Consider the following 17,799-nt stretch of genomic DNA (forward strand, 5'->3'; position numbering starts at 1 on the left):
ATCAACGGACAAGGAGTTTTGCCCCCATGAGTCTCGAATTCATTGGCCTGATCGGCCCCCAGGAAGGCAGCGAATCCCAGGCCCCGCGCGGCCCGTCGGTCGACCTGGAATTCATCAGGGCGTTCGCCCAGGCGCAGGAATACGGCGGTTTCGACAAGGCCCTGCTGGCGGTCAACACCAGCGCCGCCGACTCGCTGATCATCGCCAGCCACGTCGCCGCCTACACCGAGAAGCTCGGTCTGCTGGTGGCCCACCGCCCGGGCTTCCAGGCACCGACCTTCGCCGCCCGCCAGTTCGCCACCCTCGATCACCTGAGCCGTGGTCGCGCCTCGATCAACGTGATCACCGGCGGCGACAGCGGCGACCTGCAGCGTGACGGCGACTTTCTCGACAAGGACGCCCGCTACGCGCGCACCAGCGAGTACCTCGACGTGGTCCGGCAGACCTGGACCGCGACCGCGCCGTTCAACCACGAGGGCGCGCACTATCGCGTGGAGGACAACCTGACCCTGATCAAGCCGCTGCAGAAGCCGCATATCCCGATCTACTTCTCCGGGGCGTCCGACGCCGCGGTGGAAGTGGCGGCGAAACATGCCGACGTCTACATGATGTGGGGCGAGCCGCTGGAGCAGGTGCGCGAGCGTATCGCCAAGGTGCGCCGGGCGGCGGCGAAGTACGGGCGGGAGAAGCATATTCGCTTCAGCCTGTCGCTGCGCCCGATCCTCGGCGCCACCGAGGAACAGGCGTGGGCCCGCGCCGAGCGCATCCTCGCCGATGCCCGGGTGCTGCACGAACAGCGCGCGAGCAAGCGTCGCGAGCTGAATGTGGGCAAGAACAACAGCGGCTCGGCGCGACTGGTGGAACTGGCCAGCCAGAAAGTGGTGCACGACACCCGGTTGTGGACGGCGATCGCCGCGCTGACCGGGGCGGCGGGCAACTCGACCTCGCTGGTGGGCACGCCGGACCAGGTGGCCGAGGCGGCGCTGGAGTACTACAACCTCGGCGTCACCACCTTCCTGTTCCGTGGCTTCGACCAGTTGCGTGATGCGGTGGAGTACGGCCAGGAACTGCTGCCGCGGATTCGTGCCAAGGTGGCGCAGCAGGCGCAGGGCAAGCGGGCCAACGGCTGAGGCCAGGCTTCACGCGATTGGCCCCCCGTAGGAGCTGGCTTGTCGTGTGACGAACCACTGCGAAAGGACCGCGTAGCGGTCCCAATCCGGGCAATAACATTTTCGGGACCGCTACGCGATCCTTTCGCGGGCAAGCCCGCTCCTACAGAGAGCCAGACGAAAAAAAACCGCCAGCGACCCTGCTGGCGGTTCAAACGTAGCGCAGATATGAAGATATTGCCGTCGCACCCAGAGGGACCTACCAAAGGGGCAGCATCAGTATCGCCATCCCGCCGCCACACTGCTTGTCCTTCCCTGCCAGTCGTTTGTACCTCGATGCCAGGGCACCGCGGCGGGACTGGATTATCGGTTCTGGGTGATGGGGTGACTGTTCCGGCCCTATCGCTGCATGGGTATCTACACATCCTCGAAGGCTTGTCGGGGAACCGCATCAAGGCCGCCAGGTGCCTGTTTTGAGCCCTGCAGTGCCTGTGAGATCGAGCGCCGCCCGCGCGGCGCATCGCGGATGAATCCGCTCCCACATCTATTGCAACGTGCCATGGCCTGTGAGAGTTGAGTTGCCAGCCTTTGTCTTGCGGCGATGTATCGCGGGGAGGCTGTCGGTTCGGCTCGGTATCGCGTCGTGCCGACAAGGCGAACAACCATGGCCTGTCAGGCATAGGCACGTTGCAACCGATGTGGGAGCGGATTCATCCGCGATGCGCCGCGCGGGCGGCGCTCGATCTTGAGGGCGCTGCAGGGCTCAAGACAGGCACCTGGCGGCCTTGATGCGGTCCCCTGACAAGCCTTCGAAGATGTGTAGATACCCAAGCCAGCAATAGGCCCCTCAAGTCCACCACAACTATCAACGCCACACGATAAAGCCCGACTACCATCATTCCCCGTGATAGTTACCTTCGCTTCGTTCGATTCGTCGCCGCCCCTGGTAAAACGCAGAATCCGCCCACTATCAATACATTGGCGGAGTTCTCCATGGAGCAGTCACTCAAACCCTTGCGCTACCCCCTTGCCGCTTTGGCACTTCTGGTGATGAGTGCCTGCGGTCGCACCCCGGAAGCGGTGCATGCGCCCTCGGTGCCGAAGGTCAGCGTGGCGAAAGTGATCGAACAGCCGATCAATGAATGGGACGAGTTCACCGGCCGCCTCGAAGCCCCGGAAACCGTCGAAGTCCGCCCGCGTGTCTCCGGACAGATCGACCAGGTGGCCTTCACCGAAGGCGCCCAGGTGCAGAAAGGCGACCTGCTGTTCCAGATCGACCCGCGTCCGTTCCAGGCCGAGGTCCGCCGCCTCGAAGCCCAGCTGCAACAAGCCCGCGCCACCGCCATCCGCTCGGAAAACGAAGCCCAGCGCGGCGAACGCCTGCGCAACAGCAACGCCATCTCCGCCGAACTGGCCGAGTCGCGCAGCAGCGCCGCCGCCGAAGCCCGCGCCGGCGTCGCGGCGATCCAGGCACAACTGGACCTGGCCAAGCTGAACCTGAGCTTCACCCGCGTCACCGCGCCGATCAACGGCCGGGTCAGCCGCGCCCAGTTCACCGCCGGCAATATCGTCACCGCCGACGTCACGCCGCTGACCAGCGTGGTCTCCACCGACCGCGTGTACGCCTACTTCGATGCCGACGAGCGCGTCTACCTCAAGTACAACCAACTGGCCCGCGACGGCCAGCGCGGCCAGAGCACCCCGGTGTACCTCGGCCTGTCCAACGAGACCGGCAACCCGCACCTGGGCCAGATGAACTTCGTCGACAACCAGGTCAACCCCAAGACCGGCACCATCCGCGGCCGCGCCGTGTTCGACAACCGCGACGGCCAGTTCACCCCGGGGCTCTACGCGCGCCTGAAACTGGTGGGCAGCGCCACCTACGACGCGGTACTGATCAACGACGAGGCGGTCGGCACCGACCTGGGCAAGAAGTTCGTGCTGGTCATGGACCAGGACAACAAGGCCGCCTACCGCCCGGTGGAGCTCGGTCCGAAACTCGAAGGCCTGCGCATCGTGCGGGCCGGCCTGAGCAAGGACGACCGCATCGTGGTCAGGGGCCTGCAGCGGGTCCGTCCCGGCTCGCCGGTCACCCCGGAAGAAACGCCGATGGCCAGCGAAGCCACCCTCGCCGCCCTCGCCCAGCAACGCCAGGCCCTGGAAGCCGCCAACCGTCAGCCCGTCGATAACGGCAAGGCCACGGTCAAGCTCGCCAGCGCCGCGACCCCACGCGGTTAAGGGACGACGCCAATGAATTTTTCCAAGTTCTTCATTACCCGGCCGATCTTCGCCGCGGTGCTCTCGCTGCTGATCCTGATCGCCGGTGCGATCTCGCTGTTCCAGTTGCCGATCAGCGAATACCCGGAAGTGGTGCCGCCCACCGTGGTGGTGCGCGCCAACTTCCCCGGGGCCAACCCCAAGGTGATCGGCGAAACCGTGGCCGCACCGCTGGAACAGGCCATCACCGGTGTCGAGAACATGCTCTACATGTCCTCGCAGTCCACCGCTGACGGCAAGATCACCCTGACCATCACCTTCGCCCTCGGCACCGACCTGGACAACGCCCAGGTCCAGGTGCAGAACCGCGTGACGCGGACCCAGCCCAAGCTGCCGGAAGAAGTGACGCGCATCGGCATCACCGTCGACAAGGCCTCGCCCGACCTGACCATGGTCGTGCACCTGACCTCGCCGGATAACCGCTACGACATGCTCTACCTGTCCAACTACGCCATCCTCAACATCAAGGACGAGCTGGCGCGCCTGGGCGGTGTCGGCGACGTGCAGCTGTTCGGCATGGGCGACTACTCGCTGCGGGTCTGGCTCGATCCGAACAAGACCGCCTCACGCAACCTCACCGCCAGCGACGTGGTCACGGCAATTCGCGAACAGAACCGTCAGGTCGCCGCCGGCCAGCTCGGCGCACCGCCCGCGCCGAACGCCACCAGCTTCCAGCTCTCGGTCAACACCCAGGGCCGCCTGGTCAGCGAGGAAGAGTTCGAGAACATCATCATCCGTTCCGGCGAAAACGGCGAAATCACTCGCCTGAAGGACATCGCCCGGGTCGAACTGGGTTCCAGCCAGTACGCCCTGCGCTCGCTGCTGAACAACCAGCCGGCGGTGGCCATCCCGATCTTCCAGCGCCCGGGCTCCAACGCCATCGAGATCTCCGACGAAGTGCGGACGAAGATGGCCGAGCTCAAGCAGAACTTCCCCGAAGGCATGGACTACAGCATCGTCTACGACCCGACCGTGTTCGTCCGCGGCTCGATCGAGGCGGTGGTGCACACCCTGTTCGAAGCGCTGATCCTCGTGGTCCTGGTGGTGATCCTGTTCCTGCAGACCTGGCGCGCCTCGATCATCCCGCTGGTGGCGGTACCGGTCTCGCTGATCGGCACCTTCGCCGTGATGCACCTGTTCGGCTTCTCGCTCAACGCCCTGTCGCTGTTCGGCCTGGTGCTGGCCATCGGCATCGTGGTGGACGACGCCATCGTCGTGGTGGAAAACGTCGAGCGCAACATCGAGCTGGGCCTGAAACCGCTGGAAGCCACGCAGAAGGCCATGGGCGAAGTGACCGGGCCGATCATCGCCACCGCCCTGGTGCTGTGCGCCGTGTTCGTGCCGGCGGCGTTCATCTCCGGCCTCACCGGCCAGTTCTACAAGCAGTTCGCCCTGACCATCGCCATCTCCACGGTGATCTCGGCCTTCAACTCGCTGACCCTGTCGCCGGCCCTGGCCGCCGTGCTGCTCAAGGGTCACCACGAGCCGAAGGACCGTTTCTCGCTGCTGCTGGAGCGTCTGTTCGGCGGCTGGCTGTTCCGTCCCTTCAACCGCTTCTTCGAGCGTGCCAGCCATAGCTATGTCGGCACCGTCGGCCGGGTCATCCGCCGCAGCGGCGTGGCCATGTTCGTCTACGCCGGGCTGATGGGCCTGACCTACCTCGGCTTCTCGTCCACCCCGACCGGCTTCGTCCCGGCCCAGGACAAGCAGTACCTGGTGGCCTTCGCCCAGTTGCCGGACGCGGCCAGCCTCGATCGCACCGAGGCCGTGATCAAGAAGATGAGCGAGATCGCCCTGAAACAGCCGGGCGTGGCCGACTCGGTGGCCTTCCCGGGCCTGTCGATCAACGGCTTCACCAACAGCCCGAACAGCGGCATCGTGTTCACCCCGCTCAAGCCGTTCGACGAGCGCAAGGATCCGAGCCAGTCGGCCGGCGCCATCGCCGCCGCGCTGAACGCGCAGTTCGCCGATATCCAGGACGCCTACATCGCCATCTTCCCGCCGCCGCCGGTACAGGGGCTGGGCACCATCGGCGGCTTCCGCCTGCAGATCGAGGACCGCGGCAACCTGGGCTATGAAGCGCTGTACAAGGAAGTCCAGAACGTCATCGCCAAGAGCCGCGGCGTGCCGGAACTGGCCGGCCTGTTCACCAGCTACCAGGTCAACGTGCCGCAGGTCGATGCCGCCATCGACCGCGAAAAGGCCAAGACCCACGGCGTGGCCATCAACGACATCTTCGACACCCTGCAGATCTACCTGGGTTCGCTGTACGCCAACGACTTCAACCGCTTTGGCCGTACCTACCAGGTCAACGTCCAGGCCGAACAGCAGTTCCGCCTCGACGCCGAGCAGATCGGCCAGCTGAAGGTGCGCAACAACCAGGGCGAGATGATCCCGCTGGCGACCTTCATCAAGGTCAGCGACACCTCCGGCCCCGACCGGGTGATGCACTACAACGGCTTCATCACCGCCGAGATCAACGGCGCCGCGGCCCCGGGCTACAGCTCCGGCCAGGCGGAAAAAGCCATCGAGAAACTGCTGAAAGAAGAACTGCCCAACGGCATGACCTTCGAGTGGACCGAGCTGACCTACCAGCAGATTCTCGCCGGCAATACCGCGCTGTTCGTCTTCCCGCTCTGCGTACTGCTGGCCTTCCTCGTGCTGGCGGCCCAGTACGAAAGCTGGAGCCTGCCGCTGGCGGTCATCCTGATCGTGCCGATGACCCTGCTCTCGGCGATCACCGGGGTGATCCTGTCCGGTGGCGACAACAACATCTTCACCCAGATCGGCTTGATCGTACTGGTGGGCCTGGCGTGCAAGAACGCGATCCTCATCGTCGAGTTCGCCAAGGACAAGCAGGCCGAAGGTCTCGACCCGCTGGCCGCGGTCCTGGAAGCCTGCCGCCTGCGTCTGCGGCCGATCCTGATGACCTCGTTCGCCTTCATCATGGGTGTGGTACCGCTGGTGTTCTCCTCCGGTGCCGGTGCCGAGATGCGTCACGCCATGGGTGTGGCGGTGTTCTCCGGGATGATCGGCGTGACGATCTTCGGCCTGCTGCTGACCCCGGTGTTCTTTGTCCTGATCCGTCGTTACGTCGAACGCAGCCAGGCACGCAAGGCCGCGCGGCTGCCGGCGCTGGAGAACCACGCATGAACGCTGCAACCCTGAACAGACTGTGGCTGCCGAGCCTGCTGGTGCTGGCCCTGAGCGCCTGCGCCGTGGGCCCGGACTACAAGACCCCGGACACCGCCGCGGCGCACCTGGCCGCCATCGACGGCCAGGCCGGCCTCGATCGCAGCCGCTTCGAAAGCGCCTGGTGGCACCAGTTCGAAGACCCGGTGCTGGACCAGTTGGTGACCCAGTCACTCTCCGGCAACCGTGACCTGCGCGTCGCCTTCGCCCGCCTCAAGGCCGCCCGGGCGATTCGCGATGACGTCGACAACGATGCCCTGCCGACCGTGACCAGCCGCGCCAGCAGCAACCTGGGCAAGGGCCAGGTTCCCGGGCAGACCGAGGACCGGGTCAACAGCGAGCGCTATGACCTGGGCCTGGACATGGCCTGGGAACTTGACCTGTTCGGCCGCATCCAGCGCCAACTGGAAGCCAGCGAGGCCCAGGAAGCGGCGGCCCAGGCCGATCTGCAGCAACTGCAGGTGAGCCTGATCGCCGAACTGGTGGATGCCTACGGGCAACTGCGGGGCGCGCAACTGCGCGAGCAGATCGCCCTGGCCAACCTCAAGACCCAGCAGGATTCGCGTGGCATCACCGAAAGCCTGCGCGATGCCGGGGTCGGCAACGAGCTCGACGTGGTCCGCGCCGACGCCCGTCTGGCAGCGGTGGAGGCCAGCGTGCCGCAGCTGCAGGCGGAACAGGTGCGGGCGCGCAATCGCATCGCCACCCTGCTCGGCCAGCGCCCGGATGCGCTGAGCGTGGACCTGTCGGCCAAGCAATTGCCGGCCATCGCCAAGGCCCTGCCGGTGGGTGATCCGGGCGAACTGCTGCAACGCCGCCCGGACATCCGCCGCGCCGAACGCCAACTGGCGGCGGCCACGGCGAACGTCGGCGTGGCCACCGCGGACCTGTTCCCGCGGGTCAGCCTCAGCGGCTTCCTCGGCTTCACCGCCGGGCGTGGTTCGCAGTTGGGCTCGTCAGCGGCGCAGGCCTGGGCACTGGGCCCGAGCATCACCTGGGCGGCATTCGACCTGGGCAGCGTGCGCGCCCGCCTGCGCGGCGCCAATGCCGAGGCCGAGGGCGCACTGGCGACCTACGAGCAGCAGGTGCTGCTGGCCCTGGAAGAATCGGAAAACGCCTTCAGCGACTACGGCAAGCGCCAGCAGCGCCTGCTCTCCCTGCTCAAGCAGAGCGAAGCGAGCCGCAAGGCGGCGGAGTTGGCGTCGATTCGCTACCGCGAAGGCACGGTGGACTACCTGGTGCTGCTGGATGCCGAGCGCGAGCGCCTGGCGGCCGAGGATGCCCAGGCCCAGGGCGAGGTCGAGCTGTATCGCGGGATTGTCGCGATCTACAAGGCGCTGGGCGGTGGCTGGCAAGCCGAGGCGGTCGCTTCGGTGAAATGATTGTGTGAGGCTCCTTTGGTTGGTTCATACCGACCTCTTTGCCCCGCGGGTTTCGGCCTGGCGGGGCTTTTTTTGGTCTTTTTGCACAAGACCGCCAGGTGCCTGTCTTGAGCCTTACAGCGCCCTCTTCAGGTGAAACCTCATCTCCCCCACCGCCTCCTGCAAGGTGTAGTCCCGGCAGGAAAACCGCCAAACCCCGTCCACCCGCTCGAACTCGTCGTGATAGCGCCCCGCCGTGATCGCCTGCAGCGGCAAGCCCTCGGTGGCCTGGAACACGGTGTAGTACGAACGTACCGTGGCACGATTGCCCGCCTCGTCGATGTCGATGATCGGGTTGCTGGTCACGTGCCGGGTACGTGGCGTCCCGCACGGGTAGAGGATCACCAGCTCACGGAGCAGAGCGAGCATGCCGTTCGAGTCGATCGGCGGCGCCTCCTTGCCGACCTTGATGCGCGCGTGCCGAAACAGCCTCGCAGCGCCCTCGAAATCGCCTGTATCCAGGCATTCCGCATACTGGTAAAGCAGGTTGCTGATGGCGATGGCACTGCTGCTCATACGGACCTCGTGCAAGGGGTGTGCGCGCATTGTCCTAGGGCCTTCGCCAGTCGGCATCGTCCATTCGGCCGAGGCCTTTTTCCACTTTCGCAAGGCACAAAAGACCACTAGATCCGCCTCTTTGCCCCTCCCTGTCAACTGTCAGAGTTGTCAGGTTTCAACGCCCGGAGCCCCGCATAGACTGCAAGTCCAACCCACAGTTGTGATTTACAGATCACGGAGACAGGCAACATGAACACAACCCGCAACTCCTCCCGCGCGGAACAGATCCGCAATGGCGACTTCTCGAATGGGGGCATCAACTGGCTGACCTACGGTGACGTCAATTTCAACGACCAGCGTTGCAATGTCGGCGTGAACGGTGTCGCCGCCCAGCCTATCCTCAGCATCCCGCCCGGACGCTATCGTCTCTCCTGCCGCGCGGCCCTGGTGACGGCGGGTGGCTTCCCCGGCGCGCAGTTGCGCCTGAGCTACAACACGGTGAACACCATCATCGACATCACCAGCACCACCCCGACCACCCACGAAGTTGATCTCGACATTCCAGCCGGCATCGGCAACATGGAGATCTACCTGGAGGGCCAGACGGCGGCCGCCTGGTTCGACGACGTGTCGCTGGATTTCGCCCCGCAAAGCGAAGAACTGATCCAGAACGGCGATTTCTCCGCGGGCGGCGAGCACTGGGAACTGACCGGCGCCAACTTCGACGCGCAAACCTGTGCGCTGCGCATGGACGACGTATCGCAGACAGTTGCCGTGCCGACCCTCGGCTACTACCAACTCACCGCCCGCGCCAAGGTCGGCGCCGGATCCATGGGCCGTCTGCAGGTCAAGCTGCTGCCGGATGGCGCGACGCAGTACGTACCGGTCAGTTCCACCGACTGGAGCGACTACGCGATCGACATCACGGCGATCCAGGGCGAAAGCGCGTTCAAGGTGTCGCTGATCCGCGTGACCGGGGATGACGTGCAGTTCGACGATGTGTCGCTGAAGCTGACCGCCGGCCTCGACGACTGATCGACGGGCAAGGCCCCGCGCTCTTTCGAGAGGGGCGCGGGGCCTTGCCCTATCCGATTGTCATCTCCCAGAACCTCACTATCTTGGGATATACGTTCGACATATCCCTAGAGGTGCAGGATGGAACAAGGTTCCGTATTCCAGAGCAACCGCAGCCAGGCAGTTCGGCTGCCGAAGGCTGTGGCATTTCCCGATGACGTGAAGCGCGTCGATGTGGTCGCCGTCGGCCGGTCGAGAATCATCACGCCCGCAGGTGAATCCTGGGACAGCTGGTTCGATGCCGAAGGGACAAGCGCCGATTTCATGGCCGAGCGTGACCAGCCTGTCGATCAGGAACGCGAGACGTTTTGATGCTCAGGTACATGCTCGACACCAACATCTGCATCTTCACCATCAAGAATCGACCGCAGGAAATGCGCGAAGCCTTCAAGCGGCATCACGGTCAGATGTGCATCGTATCGCCGGCAGGACGGGAAACACCGCCGTGTTCGTGAAAGCAGAGCAAGGAAATGCTCCCGTCAGACCGCACGCAATCGGAACCCGGTTGAACAACCTTCGATTCGGTGGTGTTGCATAGCGCCACAAAACTGCCTCTGGGTCCGACTTTCATGTAGGCAATTTCCCAAGCATACTTTTCCGCCTTATCAGTTGTTGCGCCCATGGAAATCGCTGCCTACGCTTCGCCGGTCGTTGCATACAACGACCGGTCTTGACGGGCCGACTCCACGGAATCGCCGACTGCTATGGCAGCTGTGCGTGTGGGCGCCTTCGGGCGCGCCGGGTTTTCTCTGTGGACCGGTCCGTCAACCCGCGCACAGTCGCCACCCTCCTGCTTGACGGCGGGTCTGTGGCGTTTCATTCCTCCACAGAGAAACGAAGTCATGAAAAAGCTGGTACCGGATCCTCCTGCCTCCACACTTCGTCGCACCACTGTCCACACTCACTTCGGCGCTTGCCACGGCGCGCACCCACCGTTGTTCTCGGTGTGCGAAGAGGCCGATATCGAAGATGCGCTGGTTCATCTTTCTGCTGCGCTCACGTCAGCCTTTGAAACCAACTGGCAGCTTTGCGAAGTACTGCCCCGACCTACCGCAGATGTGGCATGGGCTACGTGCCAATCACTGGAAATTTGTCAGGCAATTATCAAAGCATTGTTGAACAGAAGGGATTGCCAGCCAGAAGGATAAGAGTCAGCTTTTCCTATGCCAAAGAGGGATAGGTCTATTTCGTCGTCAAACGCCAAAACAGATCTGTCCTTTTCAACCCACATCAAGCTGCTGTCGGACGACGCGGACGGTGACCTGAGGGAATGCATCACCCCCCAACCAATACCCCACACATTGACTCAACCATTCGTCTGACCCAAGCTTGGCCCTTTTCCGCACGCCCCTTACCGGATCACGCATGCCCAGACCGCGTATCTACCTGTTCGCCGGCCTCGCCCTGCTGTTGTCGCTCGGGCTGGGCGCTTACCTGCTGCGCGACGATGCTCCCGTGCCCAATCCGGCGCTCAAGCACTCCTATGCCAAGGCCCTGGCCCAGGCCCACAACGGCCTGCCCGGCGCGGCGCGGGTGCTGTATCAGCAACTGGCCCGCGACGATCTGTCCGCGATCCGCCGCGCCAGCCTGTATGCCGAACTGCCCAACTACCCCTCTCCGCTGGCCCTGAAGCTGGCCAGCCAGGACCTGCGCCACGACGACCCGCTGGTGCGCCGCGCCACTGTCGAGGCGATCGCCGCCATGGTCCCCGCCAGCCAGCGCAGCCTGTTGCTCGGGCCGCTGCTGGACGACGAGGACGACAGTGTCCGCTTCGCCGCGGTAGACGCACTGGTGGGGCTGACGCCGGACGAGATCGGCCTGTACTACGGCCCGCTGCAGGAGGTCCTCGACCAGTATCAACTGGCCCTGCTGGCCAGGGGTGACGAGGTGCGCGACCAGGTCCACCTGGCCCGCCTGTATCTGTACGAACAGGACTTCACCTCCGCCACCACCGCGCTGCGGCGCGCCCTGGAGCTGGCCCCGGAAGACCTCGACGCGATCGCCACCCAGGTCCGCCTGCTCGACCGCCAGGGGCAGACCGACGCCTCCCGCGAGGCGCTGGCCAAGGCCCTGCAACGCCATCCCGATTCGGCGGCGCTGCAGTTCGAACTGGGCCAGTGGCTGCTGCGCCACGAGCAGGAGGAGTATGCCCTGCTGGCTTTTTCCCGCGCGGTGGAACTGGAGCCGGACAACAACGATTACCGCTACACCCTCGCCCGCACCCTGCACAGCCTCGATCAGCTCGATGCGGCGCAGAAACAGCTGGAAACCGTGCTCGCCCGGCAACCGGCCAACCGCAAGGCGCGGGCGTTGCTGATCGAATACTGGAAGGAAAGCGGCCAATTGCAGAACGTGCAGATCCTGCTGGCCCAGCTGGAGCAGCAGAATCCCGACGATCCGCTGGTCCAGCAGGGATTGTAGGAGCCTGGATGCACGGCGTGTCAGGCAAATTCGGGACTCAGGTTCCACGACGGCTGCGCCGCCGTTCGCGGCTGAAGCCGCTCCTACGCCGATTGCACCCGGCCTCACCAACGCCGCGATACCTGTAGGAGCGGATTTATCCGCGATTGGGCGCGAAGCGGCCATGAAACCTGGATGCACGGCGTGTCAGGCAAATTCGGGACTCAGGTTCTACGACGGCTGCGCCGCCGATCGCGGCTGAAGCCGCTCCTACGCCGATCGCACCCGGCCTCACCAACGCCGCGATACCTGTAGGAGCGGATTTATCCGCGATTGGGCGCGAAGCGGCCATGAAACCTGAATGCACGGCGTGTCAGGCAAATTCGGGACTCAGGCTCTACGACGGCTACGCCGCCGTTCGCGGCTGAAGCCGCTCCTACGCCGATTGCATTCAAGCAGAATCCTGCCCCGCCCTTTGCCCGTGAAACCCTCCGAAAAAACCGATTGAACCCGAGCTTTCACGCCGCGGTCCAGAGAGAGTGCACCCCGCATGGCAGGGCACTTTCCAAGGAGATCGACCGTGAACGATTCGTCAGCCAACAGCGAACGTGCGCTGATCCTGGCCCCGCCAGCGATCAGCGGACTGACCCTGAGCCTGCTGGACCAGGCCGGCGTCAGTGCGTTGGCCACCACCAGCCTGCAGGAGCTGGCCGATGCCCTGGACAGCGGCGCCGGCCTGGCCATTGTCGCCCATACCAGCCTGGACGGCTTCAATGAGTCGCTGTTCAAGCACTACCTGGGCAACCAGCCGCACTGGTCGGACCTGCCGGTCGTCCTGCTCGGCGACAGCCTGCATTCCATCAGCCAGAGCCCGGACCTGTGCCTGGCCCTGGGCAATCTGTTCATCCTGCCCTGCCCCTTCCCCGAACAGGATCTTCTCGACCTGATCCATGCTTCCCTGCGCGCCCGCCGCCGCCAGTACTTCAGTTGCCAGCAGGGCCTGGAGCTGGCCGACCTGCAACGCCAGACCGAGGAACGCGTGCGGCATCTGCGCGAGGAAGAACAGCGCCTGCGTCAGGAGGAGAAGATGGAAGCCATCGGCCAGTTGGCCGGCGGTGTCGCCCACGACTTCAACAACCTGCTCACCGGCATCGGCGGCAGCCTTGAACTGATCCGCCAACGCCTCGGCCAGCAACGTGTCGAGGACATTCCCAAGCTGGTGGACATGGGCCTGAAGGCAGTGCACCGCGCGGCCGGCATCACCCACAACCTGCTGGCGTTTTCCAGCCGCCAGTCGCTGGATGACCGGCCGGTGCAACTGGCCGCCCTGCTGGAACGCAAGCGCCTGGGTGAACTGCTCGGCCCCGGCGTGCATGTGCAGGTGCGCATCGACGACACCCTGTGGCCAGCCAAGGCCGACGCCCGCCAGTTGCAGGAAGCCCTCGACAACCTGCTGAGCAATGCCCGCGATGCGTTACCCGGCGGTGGCGAAGTGCGTATCGAGGTGAGCAATCGCCACTTGCCGCGGCCCTTGCCCGACGCCCATCCGCTGAGCGGCTCCGACTTCGTGCGCATCAGCGTCAGCGACAACGGTTGCGGCATGCCGCAGAACATCGTCGACCGCGCCTTCGACCCGTTCTTCTCGACCAAGCCCAGCGGTCATGGCACGGGCCTGGGGCTGTCCATGGTCTACGGCTTCAGCCGCCAGTCCCGTGGCCATGTCAGCCTGCACAGTCGGCTCGGCCAGGGCACCGAAGTGGAGCTGCTGCTGCCGCGCCACCACCCGGAGGACGCGCAAGGCCCGGTGGCCTCGGGCCGCCGGCGGTGCGCCAGCCACGAAAGGCGCATCCTCATCGTCGAATCCAACGCCACGGTGCGCCAGCTGATGCGCAACACCCTCGGCGAACGGGGTTACCAGTGCCAGGACGTCTCCGACGCCAACCTCGCCCTGACCTTGCTGCGCGCCGAGCGGCCCTATGACCTGCTGATCTGCAGTATCGGCCTGCCGGGCATGAGCGGGCGTCATCTGGCGGAGATCGCGCGCAAGCTGCGCAGCGGCCTGCGGGTACTGTTCATCACCGGCTACGGCGACAACGAGTCCGCGCATCTGAGCCGCCTCGACGCGGACATGCAGGTGCTGGACAAGCCGTTCAGCTTCGAACAGTTGCAAGAGCGGGTAGCGCGGATGCTCGCCGGCGAGGGTGTTCCCTGAGTCAGGTGCAACACCCGGTCGGGCGCCGATGACCGATGTTCGCCCAGGGACGCATGACGCTGCTGGAACGCCTGGCCCGGCGTCAGCGCGGGGGCGCTTTGGGGGCCTCGGCCGGGGGCTGTTCCGGCTGAAGCATGCTGGTGACCTTGTGCACCAGGCTGTCCAGTCCGAACGGCTTGGTCAGCAGCTCCAGGCCAGGCTCGAGCACGCCACCGCTGCTGAGGGACTCCTCGGTGAAACCGGTGATGAACAGGATGCGCTGGTCCGGTGAGCGTTGGCGCAAGGTCTTGGCCACATCGATGCCACTGACCCCACCGGGCAAGCCGATGTCCGACACCACCAGGTCGATGGGGCCGGCGCTGTCGTACAGGGCCAGGCCATTGTGCGCATCGTCCGCCTCCAGCACTTCCATGCCCTGGTCCTGCAAGGCTTCGCGAATCAGCATGCGCAGGGTCGGCTCGTCGTCGATGAGCAGGATCCGCTCGTGGCGCATCGGCATCGGCAGCGGCGCGGCAGGCACCTGGGGCACAGGCAAGGGTTGTGGCTCGCCGACGAAACGCGGCAACAGCAACTCGACACAGGTGCCGCTGCCCTCCTCCGAAGTGATGCGCACGCTGCCGCCGGACTGGCGGACGAAACCGTAGACCATCGACAGCCCGAGACCGGTGCCCTGGCCGGCCGGCTTGGTGCTGAAGAACGGATCGAAGACACGCTCCAGTACCTCCACGGGCATGCCATGGCCGCAGTCCTGCACGCGCAGGCAACAGTAGTCGCCGGGCGCCAGGTCGACGTTGGAAATCCCCGCGTAGTGCCGTTCGTTGCTGGTGCTGATCTTCAGGCTCCCGCGGCGGTTCATGGCATCGCGGGCGTTGGCGCAGAGATTGATCAGCGCGCTTTCCATCTGGCTGGTATCGACCAGCACCCACCAGGGCCGGGGGTCCACCTGCAGTTGCAGATCGATACCCGGGCCGATGGCCTGGAGAATCAGCGGCTCGATTTCCCCCAGCAGGTCGTTCAGGTTGGTCGGCCGCGGCGACAGCGGCTGGCGCCGGGCGAAGGCGAGCAGGCGATGGGTCAGTTCGCAGGCGCGGTCGGACGCCTGGCGAGCGGCCTGCAGATACTTGCCGATCTGCTCGGTACGGCCCTGGACGATGCGCCGTTCGAGCATTTCCAGGCTGGCGTTGAGACCGGCCAGCAAGTTGTTGAAATCATGGGCCATGCCGCCGGTCAGCTGACCGACGGCATCCATTTTCTGGCCGTGACGCAGCAGCGCTTCGGCCTGGCGCAGTGCCGCCTCGCGCTCTCGATCGAGGGTCACGTCGTGCCCCAGCAAGGTGGTGAAACCGGCCCCCGGCATGGCGCTCAGGGTGAAACGCCGGTAGTGGCCGTCGGCATGGCGCAGACGGCCTTCGCCGGCCGGTTGCGCGCCATCGAGAATGCCGCGCACCGCGTCGCGATCGTCCGGATGCAGCAGGGTGAGCAACGATTCGCGCTGCTGGTCGTCGTCCCAGCCGAGCAGTTGCCGGCAGGCCGGGTTGAACGTGCGCAGGCGCAGGTCGTCCTGCACCACCAGCATCAGGTCGCTGGACAATTCCCACAGACGATTGTGGTCAGCGGTACGCTCCTGCACCTGGCGCTCGAAGGAACCGGCCAGCTCGCGCCATTGCCGTTCCGATTCGACGTTGCTGGTGGTTTCCAGCAGCGTGTCGAGGAAACCGGCGACCCTGCCGCTCTCGTCCCGCACCGGGCTGAAGGAAAAGGTGAAGTACACCTGTTCGAGCACGCCGTTGCGGCTGGTGATCAGCGGGAAGTTTTCGAGAAAGACCGCCTCGCCCTCCATGACCCGGAAGACCAGCGCGCCCAACTCGCCCCAGACATCGCTCCACACCTCGTGGAACGGGCGCCCCAGAGGGCTGGGCTTGGTCCCGAGGATGGGCACGAACGCGTCGTTGTGCAGCGTGACCATGTCGCTGCCCCACACCAGGCAACTGGGGAAGCGCGAAGCCAGCATCAGATCGACGGCGATGCGCAGCGAACTGGGCCAGCGGTGCAGCGGCCCCAGCGAAGTCCTGCTCCAGTCGAACTGGCGGACCGCTTCACTCATTCCGCCTTGTAGAACCGGCCGCGGGGCCAGATGAATGATGTGCATGCTCGGCTCGCTTCCTTGACTGCTGTCAGCAATCGGACTCCTGGCCAATATCTTCGTTCCAGAGTGCCGGCCGCTCGCGGATGAAATCGTTCATCAAGGCAATGCAGCGTTCGTCCTGCAACACCGTGACCCGCACCCCGCGCTCGCGCAGCAGCGCCTCTTCGCCCATGAAGGTGCGGTTTTCCCCGACCACCACCTCGCCAATCCCGTACAGCAGGATCGCCCCGCTGCACATGGCGCAGGGCGACAGGGTGGTGTAGAGCGTGGCCTCGGCGTAGACCCGGGCATTCTGACGACCGGCATTCTCGAAGGCGTCCATTTCGCCATGCAGCACCACGCTGCCCTGCTGGACCCGACGGTTGTGCCCGCGCCCGATGATCCGCCCGCGGTGGACGATCACCGAACCGATGGGAATGCCGCCCTCCTCCAGCCCCTGGCGCGCCTCGTCGATGGCGGCCTGCATGAACTGCTGCGACTGCTGCTGGGCATCGACCATGGGTGAATCTCCTTGAACACGGGAACCATTCCAAAACGCTAGCACATAGCCATGGTTCGTGGCGGGCTTTTCCCTGGGGACTATGCTGTACAGTCTGAAAACCTCCCTCATCCCCGCGCAACCCCTCCCCCCGAGGATCACCGCAATGAGCAAGCAAGTTCTGGTGGTGCTGACCAACACGGCGAAATACCCGACCCTCAAACGTCCCACCGGCCTGTGGCTGGGGGAAGCGGTGCACTTCGCCGACGTCCTGCAGCAGGCCGGCTACCACGTGGATTACCTCAGTCCGGCCGGCGGCTACGTGCCCATCGACCCCCACAGCCTGAGCATGGCGCAGGACATCGACTGGCAGTGGTACAACGACAAGGCCTTCATGAACCGCCTGGGCAATACGCTGGCTCCCGGCCAGGTGCGCGCGCGGGATTACCGGGCCATCTACTATGCCGGCGGGCACGGAGTGCTCTGGGATTTCCCCGACAACCCCCAGTTGCAGGGCATCGCCCGGCAGATCCATGAAAACGGCGGCGTGGTGTCATCGGTCTGTCACGGCGCGGTCGGCCTGCTCAACATCAAGCTCAGTGACAACTCGTTGCTGCTGCGGGACCGCGAAGTGACCGGTTTTTCCAATATCGAGGAGCAACTGGCGGAGCTGGACAAGGTCGTGCCCTTTCTGACCGAAACCGAGCTGAGCGCTCGCGGCGGCCTCTATCGCAAGGCCGAGGATCCGTGGCAGCCCTTCGCCATCGCCGACCAGAAGGAAGGCCGCCTGATCACCGGGCAGAACCCGGCGTCCGGCGCCGCGGTAGGCCGCCTGGTCGTGGCGGCGCTGGAGCGCAGGGGCAGCGGCCCGGCGGCGTGACGAAACGAACTATCGCACAGCCCCTGTCCTGTGCTCTTACAGGAATCGGGTATAGCGCTCACTTATGCTGATCGGCTTCGGTCCAGCCCACGTCCAGTGGGCGAGACCCTCC

Annotated in this window: 13 protein-coding genes and 1 pseudogene; 11 read left to right on the top strand and 3 right to left on the bottom strand. The window is 65.1% G+C overall.

What is annotated here, in order from left to right; all coding sequences use genetic code 11:
* Positions 1-26: 26 nt before the first annotated feature.
* The 4 genes from CHB99_RS12220 (at position 27) to CHB99_RS12235 (ending at position 7,960) form a co-directional block, all read left to right on the top strand.
* Positions 27-1,130 (top strand): LLM class flavin-dependent oxidoreductase, encoded by a 1,104-nt coding sequence (locus CHB99_RS12220; RefSeq protein WP_042130451.1) that lies wholly within the window; start codon positions 27-29, stop codon positions 1,128-1,130.
* A 972-nt stretch (positions 1,131-2,102) separates the two neighbouring features.
* Positions 2,103-3,347 (top strand): multidrug efflux RND transporter periplasmic adaptor subunit MexE, encoded by a 1,245-nt coding sequence (gene mexE, locus CHB99_RS12225; protein ID WP_042129306.1) that lies wholly within the window; start codon positions 2,103-2,105, stop codon positions 3,345-3,347.
* Positions 3,348-3,359: 12 nt separating this feature from the next.
* Positions 3,360-6,539, top strand: coding sequence for an efflux RND transporter permease subunit (locus CHB99_RS12230; protein WP_042129304.1), 3,180 nt, complete (start codon positions 3,360-3,362; stop codon positions 6,537-6,539).
* Entirely contained in the window at positions 6,536-7,960 is a 1,425-nt protein-coding gene (locus tag CHB99_RS12235; protein WP_042129301.1) for an efflux transporter outer membrane subunit, read from the top strand. The genes CHB99_RS12230 and CHB99_RS12235 overlap by 4 nt, the downstream gene beginning before the upstream one ends.
* A 114-nt stretch (positions 7,961-8,074) precedes the next feature.
* Here CHB99_RS12235 and CHB99_RS12240 read toward each other — a convergent pair whose 3' ends face one another.
* On the bottom strand, positions 8,075-8,515 hold the full coding sequence (locus tag CHB99_RS12240; RefSeq protein WP_042129299.1) for a nuclear transport factor 2 family protein: 441 nt from the start codon (positions 8,513-8,515) through the stop codon (positions 8,075-8,077).
* Between the two features lie 231 nt (positions 8,516-8,746).
* On the opposite strand from CHB99_RS12240, the gene CHB99_RS12245 reads away from it, so the two are divergent.
* From CHB99_RS12245 to CHB99_RS12270, 6 genes and pseudogenes are all read left to right on the top strand, one after another.
* On the top strand, positions 8,747-9,532 hold the full coding sequence (locus CHB99_RS12245; protein ID WP_042129297.1) for a carbohydrate binding domain-containing protein: 786 nt from the start codon (positions 8,747-8,749) through the stop codon (positions 9,530-9,532).
* A 120-nt stretch (positions 9,533-9,652) separates the two neighbouring features.
* Positions 9,653-9,883: a type II toxin-antitoxin system VapB family antitoxin gene (vapB, locus tag CHB99_RS12250; protein WP_042129295.1), complete on the top strand. Its 231-nt coding sequence runs from the start codon at positions 9,653-9,655 to the stop codon at positions 9,881-9,883.
* Positions 9,883-9,987: pseudogene (locus tag CHB99_RS30085) on the top strand (VapC toxin family PIN domain ribonuclease); the annotation flags it as partial. The gene vapB and the pseudogene CHB99_RS30085, both read left to right, overlap by 1 nt.
* A gap of 426 nt (positions 9,988-10,413) precedes the next feature.
* Positions 10,414-10,719 (top strand): hypothetical protein, encoded by a 306-nt coding sequence (locus CHB99_RS12260; RefSeq protein WP_084702955.1) that lies wholly within the window; start codon positions 10,414-10,416, stop codon positions 10,717-10,719.
* 217 nt (positions 10,720-10,936) lie between these two features.
* Positions 10,937-11,992: a HEAT repeat domain-containing protein gene (locus tag CHB99_RS12265; RefSeq protein ID WP_042129293.1), complete on the top strand. Its 1,056-nt coding sequence runs from the start codon at positions 10,937-10,939 to the stop codon at positions 11,990-11,992.
* Between the two features lie 559 nt (positions 11,993-12,551).
* Positions 12,552-14,183 (top strand): ATP-binding protein, encoded by a 1,632-nt coding sequence (locus CHB99_RS12270; RefSeq protein ID WP_052419544.1) that lies wholly within the window; start codon positions 12,552-12,554, stop codon positions 14,181-14,183.
* 82 nt (positions 14,184-14,265) lie between these two features.
* Here the strand turns inward: CHB99_RS12270 and CHB99_RS12275 are convergent, their stop codons facing one another.
* Together CHB99_RS12275 and CHB99_RS12280 are read right to left on the bottom strand one after the other, a co-directional pair.
* Positions 14,266-16,332 (bottom strand): ATP-binding protein, encoded by a 2,067-nt coding sequence (locus CHB99_RS12275; protein WP_042129289.1) that lies wholly within the window; start codon positions 16,330-16,332, stop codon positions 14,266-14,268.
* Between the two features lie 25 nt (positions 16,333-16,357).
* The gene (locus tag CHB99_RS12280; RefSeq protein ID WP_042129287.1) at positions 16,358-16,828 is read right to left on the bottom strand and encodes a nucleoside deaminase; all 471 of its coding nucleotides are present in this window, start codon (positions 16,826-16,828) and stop codon (positions 16,358-16,360) included.
* Positions 16,829-16,973: 145 nt separating this feature from the next.
* Here CHB99_RS12280 and CHB99_RS12285 point away from each other — a divergent pair, with 145 nt between their 5' ends.
* Entirely contained in the window at positions 16,974-17,687 is a 714-nt protein-coding gene (locus CHB99_RS12285; RefSeq protein ID WP_042129285.1) for a type 1 glutamine amidotransferase domain-containing protein, read from the top strand.
* The last annotated feature ends 112 nt before the right edge of the window (positions 17,688-17,799 follow it).

Origin of the sequence: Pseudomonas japonica, assembly GCF_900188455.1 — a bacterium.
Lineage (GTDB): Bacteria > Pseudomonadota > Gammaproteobacteria > Pseudomonadales > Pseudomonadaceae > Aquipseudomonas > Aquipseudomonas japonica.